This is a genomic window from Bacteroides sp. MSSM.1001136sp1_RTP21357st2_D2_RTP21359_211015, from assembly GCF_040913205.1.
Classification (GTDB): Bacteria; Bacteroidota; Bacteroidia; order Bacteroidales; family Bacteroidaceae; genus Bacteroides; species Bacteroides ovatus.
In genome coordinates this window covers 40,106-57,867 of the sequence record NZ_JBDFVF010000003.1, presented here as the reverse complement: position 1 = coordinate 57,867, position 17,762 = coordinate 40,106, and the positions used below count along the sequence as shown (strand labels likewise).

Annotated in this window: 9 protein-coding genes; 4 read left to right on the top strand and 5 right to left on the bottom strand. The window is 43.4% G+C overall.

Features of this window, described 5'->3' with window-relative positions:
- Positions 1–119 precede the first annotated feature (119 nt).
- The 4 genes from AB5217_RS03405 to AB5217_RS03390 all read left to right on the top strand — a co-directional run bounded on the left by AB5217_RS03405 (position 120) and on the right by AB5217_RS03390 (position 7,460).
- Positions 120–2,954: a glycoside hydrolase family 78 protein gene (locus AB5217_RS03405; protein WP_070782966.1), complete on the top strand. Its 2,835-nt coding sequence runs from the start codon at positions 120–122 to the stop codon at positions 2,952–2,954.
- Positions 2,955–3,154: 200 nt separating this feature from the next.
- The gene (locus AB5217_RS03400; protein WP_004327280.1) at positions 3,155–4,495 is read left to right on the top strand and encodes a glycoside hydrolase family 28 protein; all 1,341 of its coding nucleotides are present in this window, start codon (positions 3,155–3,157) and stop codon (positions 4,493–4,495) included.
- Positions 4,496–4,501: 6 nt separating this feature from the next.
- Positions 4,502–6,466, top strand: a complete 1,965-nt coding sequence (locus AB5217_RS03395) for a DUF3826 domain-containing protein (RefSeq protein ID WP_004327281.1) — start codon at positions 4,502–4,504, stop codon at positions 6,464–6,466.
- Between the two features lie 202 nt (positions 6,467–6,668).
- Positions 6,669–7,460 carry a patatin-like phospholipase family protein gene (locus AB5217_RS03390; RefSeq protein WP_004327282.1) on the top strand — a complete coding sequence of 264 codons (792 nt, stop codon included), beginning with the start codon at positions 6,669–6,671 and terminating at the stop codon, positions 7,458–7,460.
- 79 nt (positions 7,461–7,539) lie between these two features.
- On the opposite strand, the gene AB5217_RS03385 is transcribed toward AB5217_RS03390, so the two are convergent.
- The 5 genes from AB5217_RS03385 to AB5217_RS03365 form a co-directional block, all read right to left on the bottom strand.
- Positions 7,540–8,427: an SDR family NAD(P)-dependent oxidoreductase gene (locus AB5217_RS03385; RefSeq protein ID WP_070782964.1), complete on the bottom strand. Its 888-nt coding sequence runs from the start codon at positions 8,425–8,427 to the stop codon at positions 7,540–7,542.
- A 112-nt stretch (positions 8,428–8,539) separates the two neighbouring features.
- The gene (locus tag AB5217_RS03380; RefSeq protein ID WP_070782962.1) at positions 8,540–12,400 is read right to left on the bottom strand and encodes a family 78 glycoside hydrolase catalytic domain; all 3,861 of its coding nucleotides are present in this window, start codon (positions 12,398–12,400) and stop codon (positions 8,540–8,542) included.
- Between the two features lie 31 nt (positions 12,401–12,431).
- Positions 12,432–13,898: a glycoside hydrolase family 140 protein gene (locus AB5217_RS03375; RefSeq protein WP_195647046.1), complete on the bottom strand. Its 1,467-nt coding sequence runs from the start codon at positions 13,896–13,898 to the stop codon at positions 12,432–12,434.
- Positions 13,899–13,918: 20 nt separating this feature from the next.
- A complete protein-coding gene (locus AB5217_RS03370) occupies positions 13,919–15,121 on the bottom strand; it encodes a glycoside hydrolase family 105 protein (protein WP_195355709.1) in 1,203 nt (400 codons plus the stop codon).
- Positions 15,122–15,134: 13 nt separating this feature from the next.
- Positions 15,135–17,603 (bottom strand): glycosyl hydrolase family 95 catalytic domain-containing protein, encoded by a 2,469-nt coding sequence (locus AB5217_RS03365; RefSeq protein WP_234115680.1) that lies wholly within the window; start codon positions 17,601–17,603, stop codon positions 15,135–15,137.
- Positions 17,604–17,762: the final 159 nt, after the last annotated feature.

Here is a 17,762-nt window from a genome sequence, read left to right as displayed (position 1 = left end):
AATGCTGCGCTTTGAAATTATTTCTATTGCTTATTGAACTGCTATTTTATTTTTTGTTCTTATGTTCTTCTGTCTGAATTAGATTCCCATTTATCGAACAAATAAAAGATACTTGAAAAATGAAATTCAAAAAGATTCTTCTTTCATTGCTAATTTGTTTGTCTTGTTTTGTACAGGCGAAGAATATAACCATCAGTCGTCTTACCTGTGAGATGCAGGAGGGACTGGTAGTGGTCGAAGGTTCACCCCGTTTGGGCTGGGTGATGGAATCGCCGGAAAATGGGACACGACAATCTGCCTATGAGATTGACATTCGGGAGGCTTTTACAGGACGTTCCGTTTGGAATAGTGGGAAGGTTTATTCTTCGCAGAGCCAGTTAGTTTCTACAAAGGGGGCAGATATACGTCCTGATAACTCATTTAATTATAGTTGGCGCGTTCGTGTTTGGGATGAAACAGATACGCCTTCCGAGTGGAGCAGTGAAGCGAAATTCCGGGCAGTACCCGAAAGGTTATCTTCGGGGCAATGGATTGGAGCTATTACCCGACAAAATGCTCATTTACCGGAAGGGCGTAAGTTCCACGGTGGAGAGCTGAAGAAGCCGGAAGTGAAAGCAGCTTGGGAAGCAGTGGACACTTTGGCAAAGAAAAGTATTTGTTTGAGAAGAACATTCCAGGTAGGAGATGCGACAGAAGGGGGTACAAACCGTAAACCGGGCAAGAAAATAGTGGAAGCAACGGCATACGTTTGTGGGCTGGGATTTTATGAATTTTCTTTGAATGGCAAAAAAGTAGGTAACAGTGAGTTTGCTCCATTGTGGAGTGATTATGATAAAACTGTTTACTATAACACATACGATGTAACGGAACAATTGCGGCGTGGTGAGAATGTCGTAGGAATCTTATTGGGGAATGGATTCTATAATGTGCAGGGGGGGCGTTATCGCAAATTACAGATCAGCTTTGGTCCTCCCACACTTTTATTTGAGCTGGTTATTAACTACGAAGATGGAACATGTACGACAGTTCATTCAGATAATGACTGGAAATATGATTTTAGTCCGGTAACCTTCAATTGCATATATGGAGGGGAAGATTATGATGCGCGTCGTGAACAGAAAGGATGGAATCAGATTGGCTTTGATGACAGTCACTGGCGTCCGGTAGTCATACAGGAAGCTCCTAAAGGAATACTTCGTCCACAGATGGCGGCTCCGGTGAAAATCATGGAACGGTATGATATTCAAAAGGTAACTAAACTAAATGCAGAGCAAGTTGCATCAGCCTCTGTATCAACAAAGAGAACAGTCGATCCTTCTGCTTTTGTGTTGGATATGGGACAGAATTTGGCTGGCTTTCCGGAAATAACAGTACGTGGCAAACGTGGTCAGAAAGTAACTCTGATTGTAGCCGAAGCATTGACAGAGGAAGGTGCTTGCAATCAGCGTCAGACAGGGCGTCAACACTATTACGAATACATTCTGAAAGGGGAAGGAGATGAAACATGGCACCCTCGTTTCTCTTATTACGGTTTTAGATATATCCAGGTAGAGGGTGCTGTCTTAAAAGGACAAAAGAATCCGCAGAAATTGCCTGTATTAAAGAATATTCAATCCTGTTTCGTATATAATTCAGCCAGGAAAGTTTCCACTTTCGAATCATCCAACCGGATATTTAATGCTGCCCATCGATTGATCGAGAAAGCGGTTCGCAGCAATATGCAGTCTGTGTTTACGGATTGTCCGCATCGTGAGAAACTTGGGTGGCTGGAACAGGTACATCTGAATGGTCCGGGTTTGTTGTATAACTATGATTTGACAGCATACGCTCCGCAGATTATGCAGAATATGGTAGATGCACAACATTCCAACGGAGCCATGCCGACAACTGCTCCGGAATACGTGATTTTTGAAGGTCCGGGTATGGATGCTTTTGCCGAATCTCCGGAGTGGGGTGGTTCTTTGGTTATTTTCCCTTTTATGTACTATGAGACTTATGGAGACGATTCATTGATTAAGAAATATTATCCGAATATGCGTCGTTACGTGGATTATCTCAAGACTCGTGCAGATAAAGGTATTCTGTCTTTCGGATTGGGAGACTGGTATGATTACGGAGATTTTCGTGCGGGATTCTCACGGAATACACCCGTTCCTTTGGTGGCTACTGCGCATTATTACATGACAGTCATGTATTTGGTACAAGCCGCGAAAATGGTGGGTAATGACTTTGACACTCGTTATTATACTTCGTTGGCACAGGATATAATGGCTGCATTTAATAAATATTTTCTTCATAAAGATACTGCACAATATGGTACAGGAAGCCAATGCAGTAATGCGCTTCCGTTGTTCCTCCAAATGACGCAGGATGTAGATGAACAAGGTAACTACCGACCGGATGCAGATTTGCATGAGAAAGTATTCACGAATCTGATAAAAGATGTGGAAGCACATGGCAACCGTTTGACTACCGGTGATGTGGGCAACCGTTATCTGATTCAGACATTGGCGCGTAATGGAGAACATGAACTTATTTATAAAATGTTCAATCATGAAGAAGCTCCCGGATATGGTTTCCTGTTAAAATTCGGCGCTACAACTTTGACCGAGCAGTGGGACCCCCGTCAAGGTTCTTCCTGGAATCACTTTATGATGGGACAGATTGATGAATGGTTCTTTAATTCACTGGTCGGTATTCGTCCTTCTACCACTCCAAAACAAGGTTATCAGAAGTTCATCATCGCTCCCCAACCTGTGGGAGATTTGAAATATGTCAAAGCGTCGTATGATACTTTATACGGTACCATTAATGTGGACTGGACTTGTGAGAATGGGACTTTCACTTTAAACGTGTCTGTTCCGGTGAATACTACCGCTGTCGTTTACCTCCCGGGCGAAAAAGAACCGAAAGAGATACAGAGCGGAACATATCAATTGGTTTGTGCAAAATGAAAGAGACATTTTATATATATTTGTAGAATGAAAAACAATGTATTCGTATAAAAAATCATGCAGCATCTTTATTTTAATCATGTAGCATGTTTGAAAAAAACATCTCAATGATTGTCTTCAAACATTGGGAAGAAAAAAAGATTCTATTAGCATGATTTTTTAGAAGGTAACAATGAAATTATACTTTAATAATATCGATTATGAATTTACGAACAACTCTTATCGTCTTTCTTTGCTTCTGTGCAACCACAGTTCTTCGTGCCGAGCGTGTAGATATGCTGAAGGCCGGTGCAAAAGCAAATGGCAAGACTCTTAATACAAAACTAATCAATTCAACGATTGACCGTCTGAACCGTGGGGGCGGAGGTACTCTTTTCTTTCCTGCCGGGACTTATCTGACGGGGAGTATCCATCTGAAAAGTAATATTACACTGGAGTTGGAAGCCGGAGCTACCTTGCTCTTTTCTGACAACTTTGATGACTATCTTCCTTTTGTCGAGGTTCGCCACGAAGGAGTGATGATGAAAAGTTTCCAGCCTTTGATTTATGCGGTAGATGCCGAGAATATTACGATCAAAGGAGAAGGAACTTTAGACGGACAAGGAAAGAAATGGTGGATGGAGTTCTTTCGTGTCATGATTGATTTGAAAGACAATGGCATGCGTGATGTGAATAAATATCAGCCCCTATGGGATGCGGCAAACGATACGACAGCGATTTATGCTGAAACGAACAAGGATTATGTAAATACATTGCAACGTCGCTTTTTCCGTCCTCCGTTCATTCAGCCCGTTCGTTGTAAGAAAGTAAAGATTGAAGGAGTGAAAATCATAAATTCTCCCTTCTGGACGGTCAATCCGGAGTTTTGTGACAATGTAACCATAAAGGGGATCACCATAGATAATGCACCCTCACCAAATACGGACGGAGTGAATCCGGAATCCTGCCGCAACGTACATATCAGCGACTGCCATATATCAGTAGGAGACGATTGCATCACAATCAAGTCGGGAAGAGATGCGCAGGCCCGTCGTTTGGGAGTACCTTGCGAGAATATCACTATCACCAACTGCACCATGCTTTCCGGTCATGGAGGCGTTGTTATCGGCAGCGAGATGAGTGGGAGTGTGCGTAAAGTTACTATTTCCAATTGCGTGTTTGACGGAACAGATCGTGGAATCCGTATTAAGTCGACCCGTGGAAGGGGAGGAGTCGTTGAAGATATTCGTGTCAGCAACGTCGTAATGAGCAACATTAAACAGGAAGCTGTTGTATTGAATTTGAAATACAGTAAAATGCCTGCCGAACCTAAGAGTGAACGCACTCCGATATTCCGTAACGTACATATCAGTGGAATGACTGTGACAAACGTAAAGACTCCGATCAAAATAGTGGGCTTGGAAGAAGCGCCGATATCTGACATCGTTTTGCGTGATATTCATATTCAGGGAGGGAAACAGAAATGTATCTTCGAAAATTGTGAACGTATCACGATGGATGACGTAATCGTCAATGGTGAAAAAACAACTAGCATAAATTAAAAATAAATGAAACGAATCCTTTTTACTATGCTTCTTGCCGCATCTCTTTCGGCCGAAGCCCAGACGCAAACATACGAGACAGAATTTGCCCGTCCCTTGAATGAAGTACTGACGGATATACAGAACCGTTTCGGAGTCCGTTTGAAATATGACATTGATACGGTGGGAAAAGTGCTGCCTTATGCCGATTTCCGTATTCGTCCTTATTCCGTGGAAGAGTCCTTGACGAATGTATTGGCACCTTTCGATTATAAATTTGTCAAGCAGAAAGGAAATATGTATAAGCTGAAAGCATACGAGTATCCACGTCGTACAGATGCAGATGGAGAGAAGATGTTGGCTTATCTGAATACACTCTATACAGACCGACAGTCTTTTCAACTTCGTGCCGATTCTCTGAAAAAAGAGGTACGTCAGCGTTTAGGTATCGATACTTTGCTGGCTCAATGTGTCAAATCCAAACCTATTCTTTCAAAGATACGTAAGTTTGATGGCTATACCGTGCAGAATTTCGCGCTTGAAACACTTCCCGGATTATACATTTGCGGTTCTATCTATACGCCCCAATCGAAAGGGAAACATGCGTTGATAATCTGCCCTAACGGACATTTTGGTGGCGGACGTTATCGGGAAGACCAACAACAACGTATGGGAACTTTGGCACGTATGGGAGCTGTTTGTGTAGACTATGATTTGTTTGGATGGGGAGAGTCGGCTTTGCAAGTTGGCAGTGCGGCACACCGTAGCAGTGCGGCGCACACTATACAGGCAATGAACGGCTTACTGATTCTTGACTACATGCTTGCTTCCCGTAAGGACATTGATACCAGCCGTATTGGTACGAATGGCGGTTCGGGTGGAGGTACCCATACTGTATTATTGAGCGTATTGGATGATCGTTTCACCGCTTCAGCTCCGGTAGTGAGCCTGGCTTCTCACTTCGACGGTGGCTGTCCCTGCGAAAGCGGAATGTCCATTCAACTATCTGCAGGAGGAACCTGCAATGCGGAATTAGCCGCTACTTTTGCTCCTCGTCCACAACTGATCGTATCGGATGGCGGCGACTGGACGGCCAGTGTTCCTACTCTTGAATTTCCTTATCTGCAACGAATCTACGGATTCTACCAAGCAAAAGATAAAGTAACGAATGTACATCTTCCCAAAGAGAAACATGACTTTGGTCCGAATAAGCGGAATGCTGTTTATGACTTCTTCGCAGAAGTATTCAAATTGGATAAAAAGATGTTGGATGAAAGCAAGGTCACCACTGAACCGGAATCCGCTATGTATAGTTTTGGTGAAAAAGGAGCTTTGCTTCCTGAAGGCGCCATCCGTTCTTTTGACAAGGTAGCTGCTTATTTTGACAAGAAGGCTTATGCTAACTTAAAATCAGATGCTTCTCTCGAAAAGAAAGCCATCGACTGGGTAGCTTCTTTAGAGTTGAACGATGATAAAAAGGCAGGTTTTGCAGTAACTGCCATTTATAATCATCTTCGTAAAGTACGTGACTGGCACAATGAGCACCCTTATACGACAATCCCCGGGGGTATCAATCCTCTGACAGGCAAACCGCTTTCCAAGCTCGACCGTGAAATGATTGCAGATTCCGCTATGCCGAAAGAAGTGCATGAAAGGCTAATGAAAGATTTACGCAGAGTATTGACGGAAGAACAGATTGAACAAATCCTGGATAAATACACGGTAGGTAAGGTTGCTTTTACCTTAAAAGGTTATCAGGCCATTGTACCCAATATGACGGAGGAGGAAACGGCTTTCGTTCTGGAACAGTTGAAACTGGCTCGCGAACAGGCTATTGACTACAAGAATATGAAGCAGATTTCTGCTATCTTCGAAATTTATAAAACCAAATGTGAGCAGTATTTCAATGAGCATGGTCGCAACTGGCGTCAGATGTTCAAAGATTATGTGAATAAGCGAAACGCAGAAAAGAAGGCTCAAGGAAAGAAATAAAATGAAGGTAAACCCTTAACCTTCTACATAGCCGGAATATCTCCGGGGTAATAGAAGAATATAATAGAGCTATGCTTTGCAACTGACAAAGCATAGCTTTATCATATCTAAAGCTATGCTTTAGTTCCCCTAAAACACTGCTATCACTTATTTCTTCACGATTACTAAACATCTTTTTCGCAGAAAATGTGTTATTTTGTAGATGGCTAACAGAAATGTATATGATATGGATAAGCAAAAAGTAGCATTAGTCCTTTCCATGGGGGGAGCACGTGGAATAGCACATATAGGAGTAATTGAAGAATTACTTTGTCACAACTTTGAGATTACTTCCATTGCAGGAAGTTCCATGGGAGCAATGGTGGGAGCAATGTATGCTTCAGGAAAAATGGAAGAATGTAAAGAATGGCTGTATAGTTGGGACAAACGCAAAATGTGGGAATTGGCGGATCTTACCTTAAGCCGGGATGGATTAGTGAAAGGTGACCGTTTTATTAAAGAACTGAAACAAATTATTCCGGACATGAATATCGAAGACCTGCCTGTCCCTTATGTAGCGATGGCTACGGATATTGTCCGCGATCAGGAAGTCAGGTTTGACAGAGGGAGCTTACATGAAGCTATTCGTGCGTCTATTTCTATCCCTATGCTTTTCCGTCCGTTGAGAAAAGACGGTATGGTATTGATTGATGGAGGTATTCTGAATCCTCTTCCATTGAGTCATGTGCAACGCACTGAAGGAGACATTCTGATAGCTGTCGATGTGAATGCACCCATTGATACTGGAAAGAAAAAGAAAGTATCTCCTTATAATCTGTTGACAGAATCTTCTAGGATGATGATGCAGCAAATCACCCGTTATCAGATAGAACGTTGTCAGCCGGATATCTTAATTCAGATTTCTGGCGATACGTATGATATGTTGGAGTTCCATCATGCAGCTTCGATTGTAAAGACAGGAGTGGAAGTTACTCGAAGAATATTAATGCAATAAATAGTGGATACTATCGTATTTGTTATCGTGCCCAAAAGACTTTAACAAATACGATAGTATTCATTAAAGTGATAGATTTTTATTCAATATAAATCATCTTTTTCGTCATTCCCCCATCAATCGTGATGTTTTCTCCATTGATGAAATCATTGTTTTCCTCGCAGAGAAACAGACACATACGGGCAATATCTTCCGGTTTGCCTACCCGTCGCGAAGGATGTTGTGAATGATCTTCCGGCCGGAGTTGGTCATAATCATGAGTTTGTATCCATCCCGGAGCAATAGAGTTGACGGTGATATTCCATTCAGATAACGATAAAGCCAGTGCATGAGTTAAAGAATAGATACCGCCTTTCGAAGCTGCGTAACCTTCACTTCCCGATTCACTCATCAGGTAACGTGTGGAGCAGATATTGATAATCCGGCCGTATAGGTTAGGAGAGGACTGCTCTTTACGATGTATGGCAAGCAGGCGGGAGGTGATAAATACAGGGCGTAGGTTGATAGAAAGAATTTTGTCGAAATCCTCTACGCTCGTTTCGGTGATAGACGAAAATTGACTAATACCGACGTTGTTGATAATAATATCAATATCATTCCATTCGGAAAGAATACGTTGCATGCAACTTTCAAGCGCATCCTTATCGCTGACATCGACTTTATGGAATATAGATCCGGTTGCTTTTGCAGTCTCTTGTCCCGCTATTTCATTTATATCACAAAAAGCGACTTGATCGCCGGACAGGCAAAAAACTTCTACTATTGCCTTGCCTATACCTTCCGCTCCTCCTGTTATAAATACTCTTCTTTTGGAGGGGGATGATTTTGAGGTCATTGGAGTACACGAAGCCGATTCTGCCGGATGAACTGTTGTAGATTTCTTCTTGCCATATTTCTGTGCTTGTTTCCAAGCAGCCTTTCTGGCCTCATATTGTTCCTGTTGTCTTTCTATATAATTATCTGCCATCGTTCTTTTTTATTTATTGGCAAATGTAAAATATAAAATGGATAAATACAAAGAATCGACCGCTCTTTTGCGGACAAAGGAGCGGTCGATTTTATTTAGAAGACGATTCAATTTAAAACTTCGTCGGATCTATCTCTGCATATTTAATTCGTTGACGGCGCCAAGTGTAAATGGCATGCAGTTTCCCGTCTTTCCCTTGAATAATGCTAGGGTAAGAGTATTGGCTAATCGGACTATCTTCTAATGTAAGAACAGGCTGCCAATTGATACCATCTTCTGAAACGGCCACACAGAGCGGAGTACGCGGACCTTTCGGAGTTCCGGGCAATGTAGAGAAATTATTGTAGATAAGTATATGTCTACCGTCTTTCATTGTCACAGCATCCGTTCCGGAATTATTATTCGGAACATCCAGTAGCGTTACTTTACTCCACGTATCACCATTATCGCTGCTCCACGCAGTTGCTACCTGTGCGTTACGTGTGCGGCAGAGTATCTGTAATCTTCCATCCTTATGCTTCAAAATACTGGGTTGTATTGCATAAACAGGTTTGGCTCCTTCTCCTTTGATAGCTTCTCCGCCTTCCTGGTCATCCACATTCATATCCCCCTTTTTGCGGTTTTGGGTGGGGACGGATAACTCGGCATCCAGTGGTCCGACCATCTTCCAGGTCTTGCCTTTATCATCGGAAATCTCGAAATGAACTCTCCATCCGTTACTTCCTTCCGTACTGGAAGGGCAGATGATACGCCCATTGATATATTCCGGCTTATTCTTAATAGGTCCAAGAAAACCTTCTGGAAGCGGTTCGCGTTTGCTCCAGGTCTTTCCTCCATCGCGTGAACGAACTAACCATCCTGTCCAGTCACTCACTTTCAGACCTATTTTATAGAATAAAATCAAGTCACCTCCGGGAATCTGGAAAAGAACCGGATTCCAACAAGCTTTTCTGCGGGCAATAAGTTTTCCTTTTTCATTTTTCACAGGTGTACAAGTTGAATCGATTCCAGCCAATGCAGCTTGTGAATCTTTGAGCGAGAACACACCGTCAGCGGCAAGTTGGGGGGCGGTCCATTCTTTTGAGTCTTTAGGCTTACGACATACCCAAATGCAACAATCCGGATTGCGCTCTTTGGTTCCTCCGAAGAAAGAGGCTACGAGATCGCCGTTCTTCAGTTCTACAATCGTAGCTCCGTGACATTCGGGGAAAGAAGCTTTTTTGTATAGGAATTCATCACTTAGAATAGCTGTATTCCGGGTGGGTATGTCTACACTGAAGTGATATTTTCCCGATCCGATCTTTTCCTTCCGTCCATCCGGTAGGTGCACTTCACCTGTTGTGTTGGCAGGAAGCTCGATGTCCCATTCCAGATGAGTAGGAGTCTTTGTCCACCGGCTGATTATTTTCCCGTAGATACTCATGTATGAGGCATCCACATTGCTCAATTCCTGGATTTCAAAAGCCGGTTGGAAAACGATATGTTTGTAACCGGACTTCCAGCGGTCTGCACGAATACCTGCCAAATTATTGAAACACCAGGGTAATAAATCGCCTAAAAGCATCACGTGATTACCGCTGTTCATTTCAGGATTGGCCGTATCACCGTTCCATAACTCCCAAATAGTGGTAGCACCTTTTTCAACCATATATCCCCAAGATGGATATGTTTTATTGGTAGCCAACAGGTAGGCTACATCGGCATGGCCACGACGGCTCAATTCGCGCAATAGCCATTGCACACCGATTACTCCGGTACTTATATGTCCCTTGTTGGTGGTGATAATAGAAGTGACGGCATTTTTAGCTACCTCATGGATGTAGTTCTTAGGTACCAGTCCAAAAGCAAGTGGCAGGATATTGGCAGTAACTGTGTTGTTGCCATAGAAAATGCTGTCGGGATATAAAGTATGTCCCGGTACGGGAGAAGTACCTTCTTTTATGTGCAGAAAACGGGCATTGAATGCATCTTTCATACGATGTTCCAAATCTTCCCATTCTTCTGCGTCAGCTTTCAGCCCTTGCAGGCTTGCAAAGCGGTGCATCAGTTGTAATACCTTCAGATAATAAGCGGTGGCGATCAAGGCACCGTCGGTCTTGCGGGAGGGGTCCTTACTATGAATTAACTCCAGTGATTCGGGTGGAACACACCAGTCACCATATTTATCTTTGGTGATGATAAAATCCTCTGTCATGTAGTATTCACGGATATGAGATACCCACTTCTTGATAGCCGGATAATTCTCTTCGATCGAACGTTTATCTCCAAAGTTCGTGAAAAGCATATCGCAGGCCATCGGTAAGGCGGCAGGCCAAGTCACATTGTCCGAGTAGTAGTTCCAGTATGCCGGGGCTACATCAGGAATACAACCGTCTTCCCGTTGCGCTTCGCGAATGTCACGCGCCCATTTGGTATACATGGCGTAATTATCGAAAAGCATACTTTCTCCCCAACAACCCATGGTACGGTCACCCAACCAGGGTTGGCGTTCATTCCGTTGCGGACAGTCAACCGGCATCCCTTTATAGTTGCTCCGGATTCCCCAAAATGCATTACGGACAATCTTATTCAGAGTTTCATCGGAACAGTTGAAAGTACCGGTATGTTCCATTTCATCTTCTACTACTTCGGCAACGAAATCTTCTGCTTTGGCGTCCGGATAACCGCTGACTTCTACATAACGGAATCCATGATAAATAAAGCGAGGCGCCCAGGTAGCATCTTTTGTTTCGCGTCCGTTGGCAACATATACATCTGTAGAACGGGCATCCCTGAAGTTTCTTGTATAAAGTTCACCATTATCTTGCAGGCTTTCTGCAAAACGGAGACGGATGCTGTCACCGGCTTGCCCTTTTATCCGGAAACGTACCCATCCCGCCATATTCTGACCGATATCCAGAATATATTTGCTACCGAGCTTTTTAATAGAAACGGGTTTCAAGGTTTCTGTGACTTTCATGCCCGGCATCATTTGTGCACGCAATGTTCCCGAAGGAATACTGACGCGTTGGGCCTGCATCCAGCCCTTGTCATCATATCCGGTTTGAGTCCAGTCTCCTAACTCTTTACGGGCATCGTATTCTTCGCCGTCATATTCATTGTTGCTACGGATAGGACCTTCAGTAGTTAATTTCCATGAAGTGTTTGTAGCAATTGTTTCTTTGCTGCCGTCTGCATATTCAACAATCAGATTCAACCGAAGCTTAGGATAACCGAAAGTCGGTATCTTATACGGTTTATAGTTCTGACGCATCGTATAGAAGCGGCCATTTCCGAGAGTTACTCCCATAGCATTTTCTGCCTGAAGCAGTGAAGTCACATCGTATGTGTTGTACAGAATCGTTTTCCGGTAGTCGGTAGGAGCAGGTGCCAGTACTTGATTGCCGATGCGTTGCCCGTTGATAAACAGCTCATATAATCCCATTCCGGCGATATGTACTGTGGCACGTTTCACGCCTTTCTTTAACGCAAACTCTTTTCGAAGATAACGGGCTGCCAAACGGCTCAATTGTGTTTCGCTTTCTCCGGGAGCGGCCCGATCCAGGCCGATCCATTGTCCTTGCCAGTCCGCTTCATTAAATAGTCCTGTGGTCCAGAAAGCCGGAGCACTCCAATTCGTTGCACCTTTGTTGGTGTCGATTTTCACTTTCCAATAGTAGGAAGCATTACGTTTTAATGTTTTTCCCTGATAAGTGATCCATTGGGAAGCGTCAGATTCAATCTTTCCTGAATCCCATATATCTCCTTTTCCTTGTTCCAATAGCTCCGGGGAAGATGCGACAAGAATGTGATACGCAGTCTGTATCACATTCTGTTCATCCGATTCGATGCGCCAACTCAATCGGGGCTGGCGCACGTCGATACCTTCCGGACTTTTCAGCAGTTCCGTTCGCAGATCAGTGATATCTATGGCTGCGTATATGGCCCCGGTAAAGAGCAGAAGAAAGAAGAATGATACTATCCTTTTATTCATAAGTATGTTTTCATCATTCGTTTATATAAGATTATTTATTCCATTTTTGTTGTGCGTCCGGTAACTCTGTCCAGTCTTTCCCTATATAGTTCTTACTACTGTCCACTACAATCAGGATATGGTCGTTCCCGCTGCAATAACCGCTATCGTGCTGGAATTTATGCACACCATTATCAAATTCTCCGATGTATTCCAATTTACCATCTTTCGTAGTGTACCACCAGGCATTCTTTTTCGCACCGCTAATCTTGCTGAAATCAACTTCCATCGGACGTCCGGTATAGTTGTATACCATCAGATAATCATTACCACGTGTAGCGATAGCGCGGTCGTAACGTTCTCCATTCTGTCCTGCAATGATAGACTGATCGGGTATGCGTTCGAAGAACGGGAAAGTCAGCATCAGGTTTTTCAGATACTTCATCTGATTGTAGCCCGGATCATTCAAAGCATCATACCAGGGCTTTTTTGCACCGTAAGCACCACCTACACCCGGTTTGATAAATTGCATGATTGAGTTATGACCGTAAGTATGTCCGAAAGCTCCGGCAAATACAGACCAGTAAGCATAACGGCGTACGTCATAATCCTTCCACAACAGTTCATTCTCATCGTGCAGGCCATGAGGAATTTCTTCGTAGATCGGTTCGCCGTCAATCACAGGTTTCATGGGTTCCATGGTTATGCTGCGTTCTACAAAACGCCAGTTATCTTCTTCCGTATTTTCTTCGATAGGATAGTCACCATCTCCGAAACGTTGTCCGTAGCGGCGGTGTCCGCTTTGGAACATGTTGAAATCCAACCAGGGAGCATTATTGAACCAAGTTGCGGAGGTTGTCCTTCCGCGTGGATGGAATGTCATCAGGTGATTTTTGTCGATAGCCTTGATAGAGGTTGCTAATGCTTCCCATTCGGCTGTTTTCACGTCTCCGCGAATATCCCCACCGATAAACCAGATAATATTGGGTTCGTCCTTATAACGCTCCGCTAAAAACTTGCCGTATGCTTTTGCCTGTTCTACAGTCATTTCGCCCCGATTTACCGGGCTTCCCCAAATACAGACCATGCCGATATATTGTCCCTTCTTTGCTGCTGTACGGATGATGTAATCCATGTGATCCCAATAACCGTATACACCTTTTTGATTGATGTTTTTGAAGTTATATCCGTCAATCATCGAATATTGTCCGTAGATATTCATAGACGGAACATTGTTCAACGTTTGAACCTGAATCACGTTATATCCGCGACGTTTACATTGTTCCAGGTAATATTCGGCTTCATCCCGGTTCAAGCGTTCGGGCAATAGCCAACCGGTTTCTCCCAACCAAAAGAAAGGAGTGCCGTTTTCGTGTTTCAGATAACGTCCCTCTTCGGAAACTACGAGCTTGCCATTGTTCCAGGGGATATACGTCTTTTGTGTTTTCTTCTGTGCTGCGACCGAAGTTGCCATTGTCAATAGCAGCAACAAAAGAGGAAGAATTTTGAATTTTCTCATTGTACTTTATCGTTTTTAGTTTATTTCTTTGTCATTTTCTCATACTCAATGGCAGCCAGAATAAATGAACCTACCGATTTCGGATCATTTTCTATGATCGGTTCACTGATATAATATTCAAATGAGCCGTCACGGTATCTTTTTGAATCTCCACCCAATCCTGCAACAGCACAGCAATTGGTGATTGTATAACTGCCATCTTCTTCCAAACGGGTAAATGTCTTTACCATTCCGTCAAAGGCTTTTTGTGTCGGTTCGATATATTCGTTGTCAATATATCCTTTATTAATAGCTTTGGCAAGCGTATAGATAAACAGGGCAGTGGCAGATGATTCCAAATAATTACCTTCACGCGCTCCCTGATCGGTTACCTGATACCAGGTTCCGGATGAAGGATCCTGATATTTCACAATCGCTTTAGCCAATCCCTGCAGAATCTGTATAATGCTGTCGCGTCCGGCAGTTTCCTGTGGCAGGAAGTCCAGTACATCCACAATAGCTGCTCCATACCATCCGATGCTGCGACTCCAAAAATTAGGAGAGCAACCCGTTTCAGGATTGGACCATTTCTGTTCGTGACTTTCATCCCATCCGTGATAATAAAGCCCTGTTGCGGGATCATAAGTCTTGCTCTTTATCAAAAGAATTTGTTTCGTTGCTTCGTCAAATAAAGCAGGTTCATCAAAAGTAGCACCATATTGAACCAGATAAGGAGAAGCCATAAAAATTCCGTCCAACCACATTTGATGAGGATATCTCAATTTATGCCAAAATCCTCCCTCACTGGTACGGGGTTGCTCCGCCATTTGCTTGCGTAAAGTATCCATAGCTATTTTGTAGCGTTCGTCTCCGGTCTGTGCATAAAGATCGAAAAGGATCTTTCCGCCGTTGACATTATCAATATTGAATGAAAGATACTTCATGGTTTTGATATGCCCGTCAGCATCTATCAGGCTATCCGCATAAATCTTGGCATACTCATAATATGTACTGTCCCCGGTATGTTTCCATTCTTCCAACATGGATTTCACTACTAATCCGTGGGTATATCCCCAACGTGGTTTTTTAGCTTTTTCAATCATCCAGGGTTCGGGGAAACGTTTCATTTCGGAGCGTGCCATGCGTTCACTCCATTTTTCAGTCTCTGCTTTCTGAGGTGCCGTACATGCGATAAAACAAGTAGCTCCGCAAGCAACAATCAGTTTTAATAAGTTTCTGTTCATATCGGTTGAGTTATTATTTTCCGGTCAATATATATTCCTGTCCTGCTTTGGTGGGCAGGTCATATAAATAGGTATCTGCAACAACCACTTTATTCAGGTTGGCTTTTTCGTTGATTAATGGTTCGGGAATGGCAGGAACAGCGTAGAGAGGATTTGTGTTTGCCCCTTTGGCACGTTTCAGCCCTTTGCCTGTCAACGGGTTAAGCGAGCGCAGGCGGCAGTTGCCACCTTTATGGGATTTTATGACCAGGCGGCTTACTTTCCCGTTTTTCCAACTCAAATCAAGTTCGAAACCTCCACGGGCAATGATTCCTTTGATAGAACCTTCTTTCCAAACGGCAGGCAATGCAGGAAGTAAATATATAAAACCGTCGTAACTTTGCATCAACATCTCTGCAATACCTGCGGCACAACCAAAGTTCCCATCAATTTGAAATGGCGGATGCGCATCGAACAGATTAGGGTAGGTGCCTCCTTTTTTCTTTTCATTGCGTACGAGAGTCAGCTGGTCAGTTATCAGCTTGTAGGCGTGGTCGCCATCAAGCAGGCGTGCCCAGAGACAGACTTTCCATCCCATGCTCCACCCGGTCGACGGGTCGCCACGGTGAATCAGAGAGGTACGTGCTGCATCGAATAGTTCAGGAGTACGGTAAGGGGAAATCTGATTGCTGGGGAAGAGTCCGTACAAATGAGAAATGTGGCGGTGCACGTCCTTCGGATCATCCCAGTCGAACATCCACTCTTGTAATTGCCCCCAATGTCCCACCTGCATGGGAGCCATTTCTTTGAGACGTTGTGTCAGATGAGAGGCAAACTCCTGATCTGTATCTAGTATTTGAGAAGCAGATATAATTGCTGTCCAAAGATCGAAAATCAATTGGTTGTCCATGGTGCATCCGGCAGCTGTGGTAGCTTTTCCATTGCTTCCCGAATGTACATTCTCCGGTGAATTACTGGGGCAGACTACCAGCCAGTTGTGCACGGGTTCTTTCACCATAATTTCATCAAAGAAACGTCCGGACTCTTTCAGTATCGGATAAACGGAACGCAGAAATTCCACATCCCCGGTGTATAGGTAACGCTCCCAAAGATGTCGGCAAAGCCATGCGCCACCACTGGGCCACATACCCGAAGGAGCTTTGTCAACTGCTCCTGTAATACGCCATATATCTGTGTTATGATGCAACACCCATCCGTTGGCTCCATACATAATCTTGGCCGTCTCTTTTCCTGTGTCACTCACTTCTTTTATCAGACGGAATAACGGTTCATTCAGTTCACTTAGATTCGTTACTTCCGAAGGCCAGTAATTCATTTCCAAATTGATATTACAAGTATATTTACTATCCCAGGAAGGAACTAATTTATCATTCCAAATTCCTTGTAAATTGGCGGGTTGTCCTCCCGGTTGGGAAGAACAGATCAACAGATAACGTCCGAATTGAAAATAAGTAGCAACCAGATGTGCGTCATTGGTGTTTTTGAAATTCTCCACACGCTTATCGGTTGTCACATTTGCATATTGGTCTTCTCCTAAATCAAGAGAAACACGTGTCAGATATTGTCGGTAGAAATCAACGTGATTCCGCTTCGATTCAATGAACGGATGAACCATTGCCTTTGCCAAATAGTTTTTTGCCCGTTCTATCTGATTACCGGTGATGTCTTGATAGTTATTGAAATTAGTTGCAATAGATACATAGATGATCGCTTCGTCGGCTTTCTCTACAGAAAGTATTCCATCGGCGCAAGCTATTTCTCCACCTTTATTTTTAGCAGTCAATCTGCCTTGAAATTCTACTTTTCCTTTCAATCCTTCATGCAAGGAAGAGACTCCCGAGAGTGTTACACAGTTTCCCTCTTCAGAAGCGATCATAACATCCTGGTGAGGGGAGGTAAGCTGTGCATTGAAAGTAATTTGGCCGGGGCGATTGGCAGTCAGTCGTACCATTACTACCTGATCGGTAAATGAAGTAATCGTTTCGCGTTGATACTGCACTCCGTCTACTTCATAACGTACGATTGCACGTGCGGAATCCAGACTTAATTCCCGGTAATAGTTAGAATAACGTGTATGTCCGGGAAAAGCGATTCGTAAATCTCCGAAACTTTGATATGGCATTCCTGAATTCGTCTTTGCCATCACCTTTTCTGTAGCGAGAGTTTGTGCTTCCAGATATTTTCCGGCAAAAACAAGTTCACGCACTTTGGGAATATACTCCAGTGCATTCGGATTAGCGTTATTATTGGGACGTCCCGCCCAAATGGTTTCTTCGTTTAGTTGTATTTGTTCTGTGCCCGGTGTTCCATATACCATGGCCCCCAAACGACCATTTCCAAGGGGTAATGCCTCGGTCCATACCTGCGCGGGACAGTCATACCATAGCTTGTATTCGGGTACAGATAACTTTTTCTCCTGTGCATGAATACAACCTACAGATACTATTACCAACAGATATCCGATTAATCTCTTTTTATTCATTTCTTTCTATTGCTTTTATTCTTATATAAACCTGTTGTTTACATACTTTTATAAAAGAGACGATTGAAAGTTCTTTTTGTACCCATTGCACAAGCAATAAGAAATAGGAATAATTAAAAGTTATCGGGTATAAAAAAAAACGAACTTCAATATCCGGCT

Bases quoted from the DNA above. Each gene is read 5' to 3' on its own strand.
- AB5217_RS03380 (WP_070782962.1), bottom strand. From the start codon at position 12,400: ATGAATAAAAGGATAGTATCATTCTTCTTTCTTCTGCTCTTTACCGGG.
- AB5217_RS03395 (WP_004327281.1), top strand. From the start codon at position 4,502: ATGAAACGAATCCTTTTTACTATGCTTCTTGCCGCATCTCTTTCGGCC.
- AB5217_RS03400 (WP_004327280.1), top strand. From the start codon at position 3,155: ATGAATTTACGAACAACTCTTATCGTCTTTCTTTGCTTCTGTGCAACC.
- AB5217_RS03405 (WP_070782966.1), top strand. From the start codon at position 120: ATGAAATTCAAAAAGATTCTTCTTTCATTGCTAATTTGTTTGTCTTGT.
- AB5217_RS03365 (WP_234115680.1), bottom strand. From the start codon at position 17,603: ATGAATAAAAAGAGATTAATCGGATATCTGTTGGTAATAGTATCTGTA.
- AB5217_RS03390 (WP_004327282.1), top strand. From the start codon at position 6,669: ATGGCTAACAGAAATGTATATGATATGGATAAGCAAAAAGTAGCATTA.
- AB5217_RS03385 (WP_070782964.1), bottom strand. From the start codon at position 8,427: ATGGCAGATAATTATATAGAAAGACAACAGGAACAATATGAGGCCAGA.
- AB5217_RS03375 (WP_195647046.1), bottom strand. From the start codon at position 13,898: ATGAGAAAATTCAAAATTCTTCCTCTTTTGTTGCTGCTATTGACAATG.
- AB5217_RS03370 (WP_195355709.1), bottom strand. From the start codon at position 15,121: ATGAACAGAAACTTATTAAAACTGATTGTTGCTTGCGGAGCTACTTGT.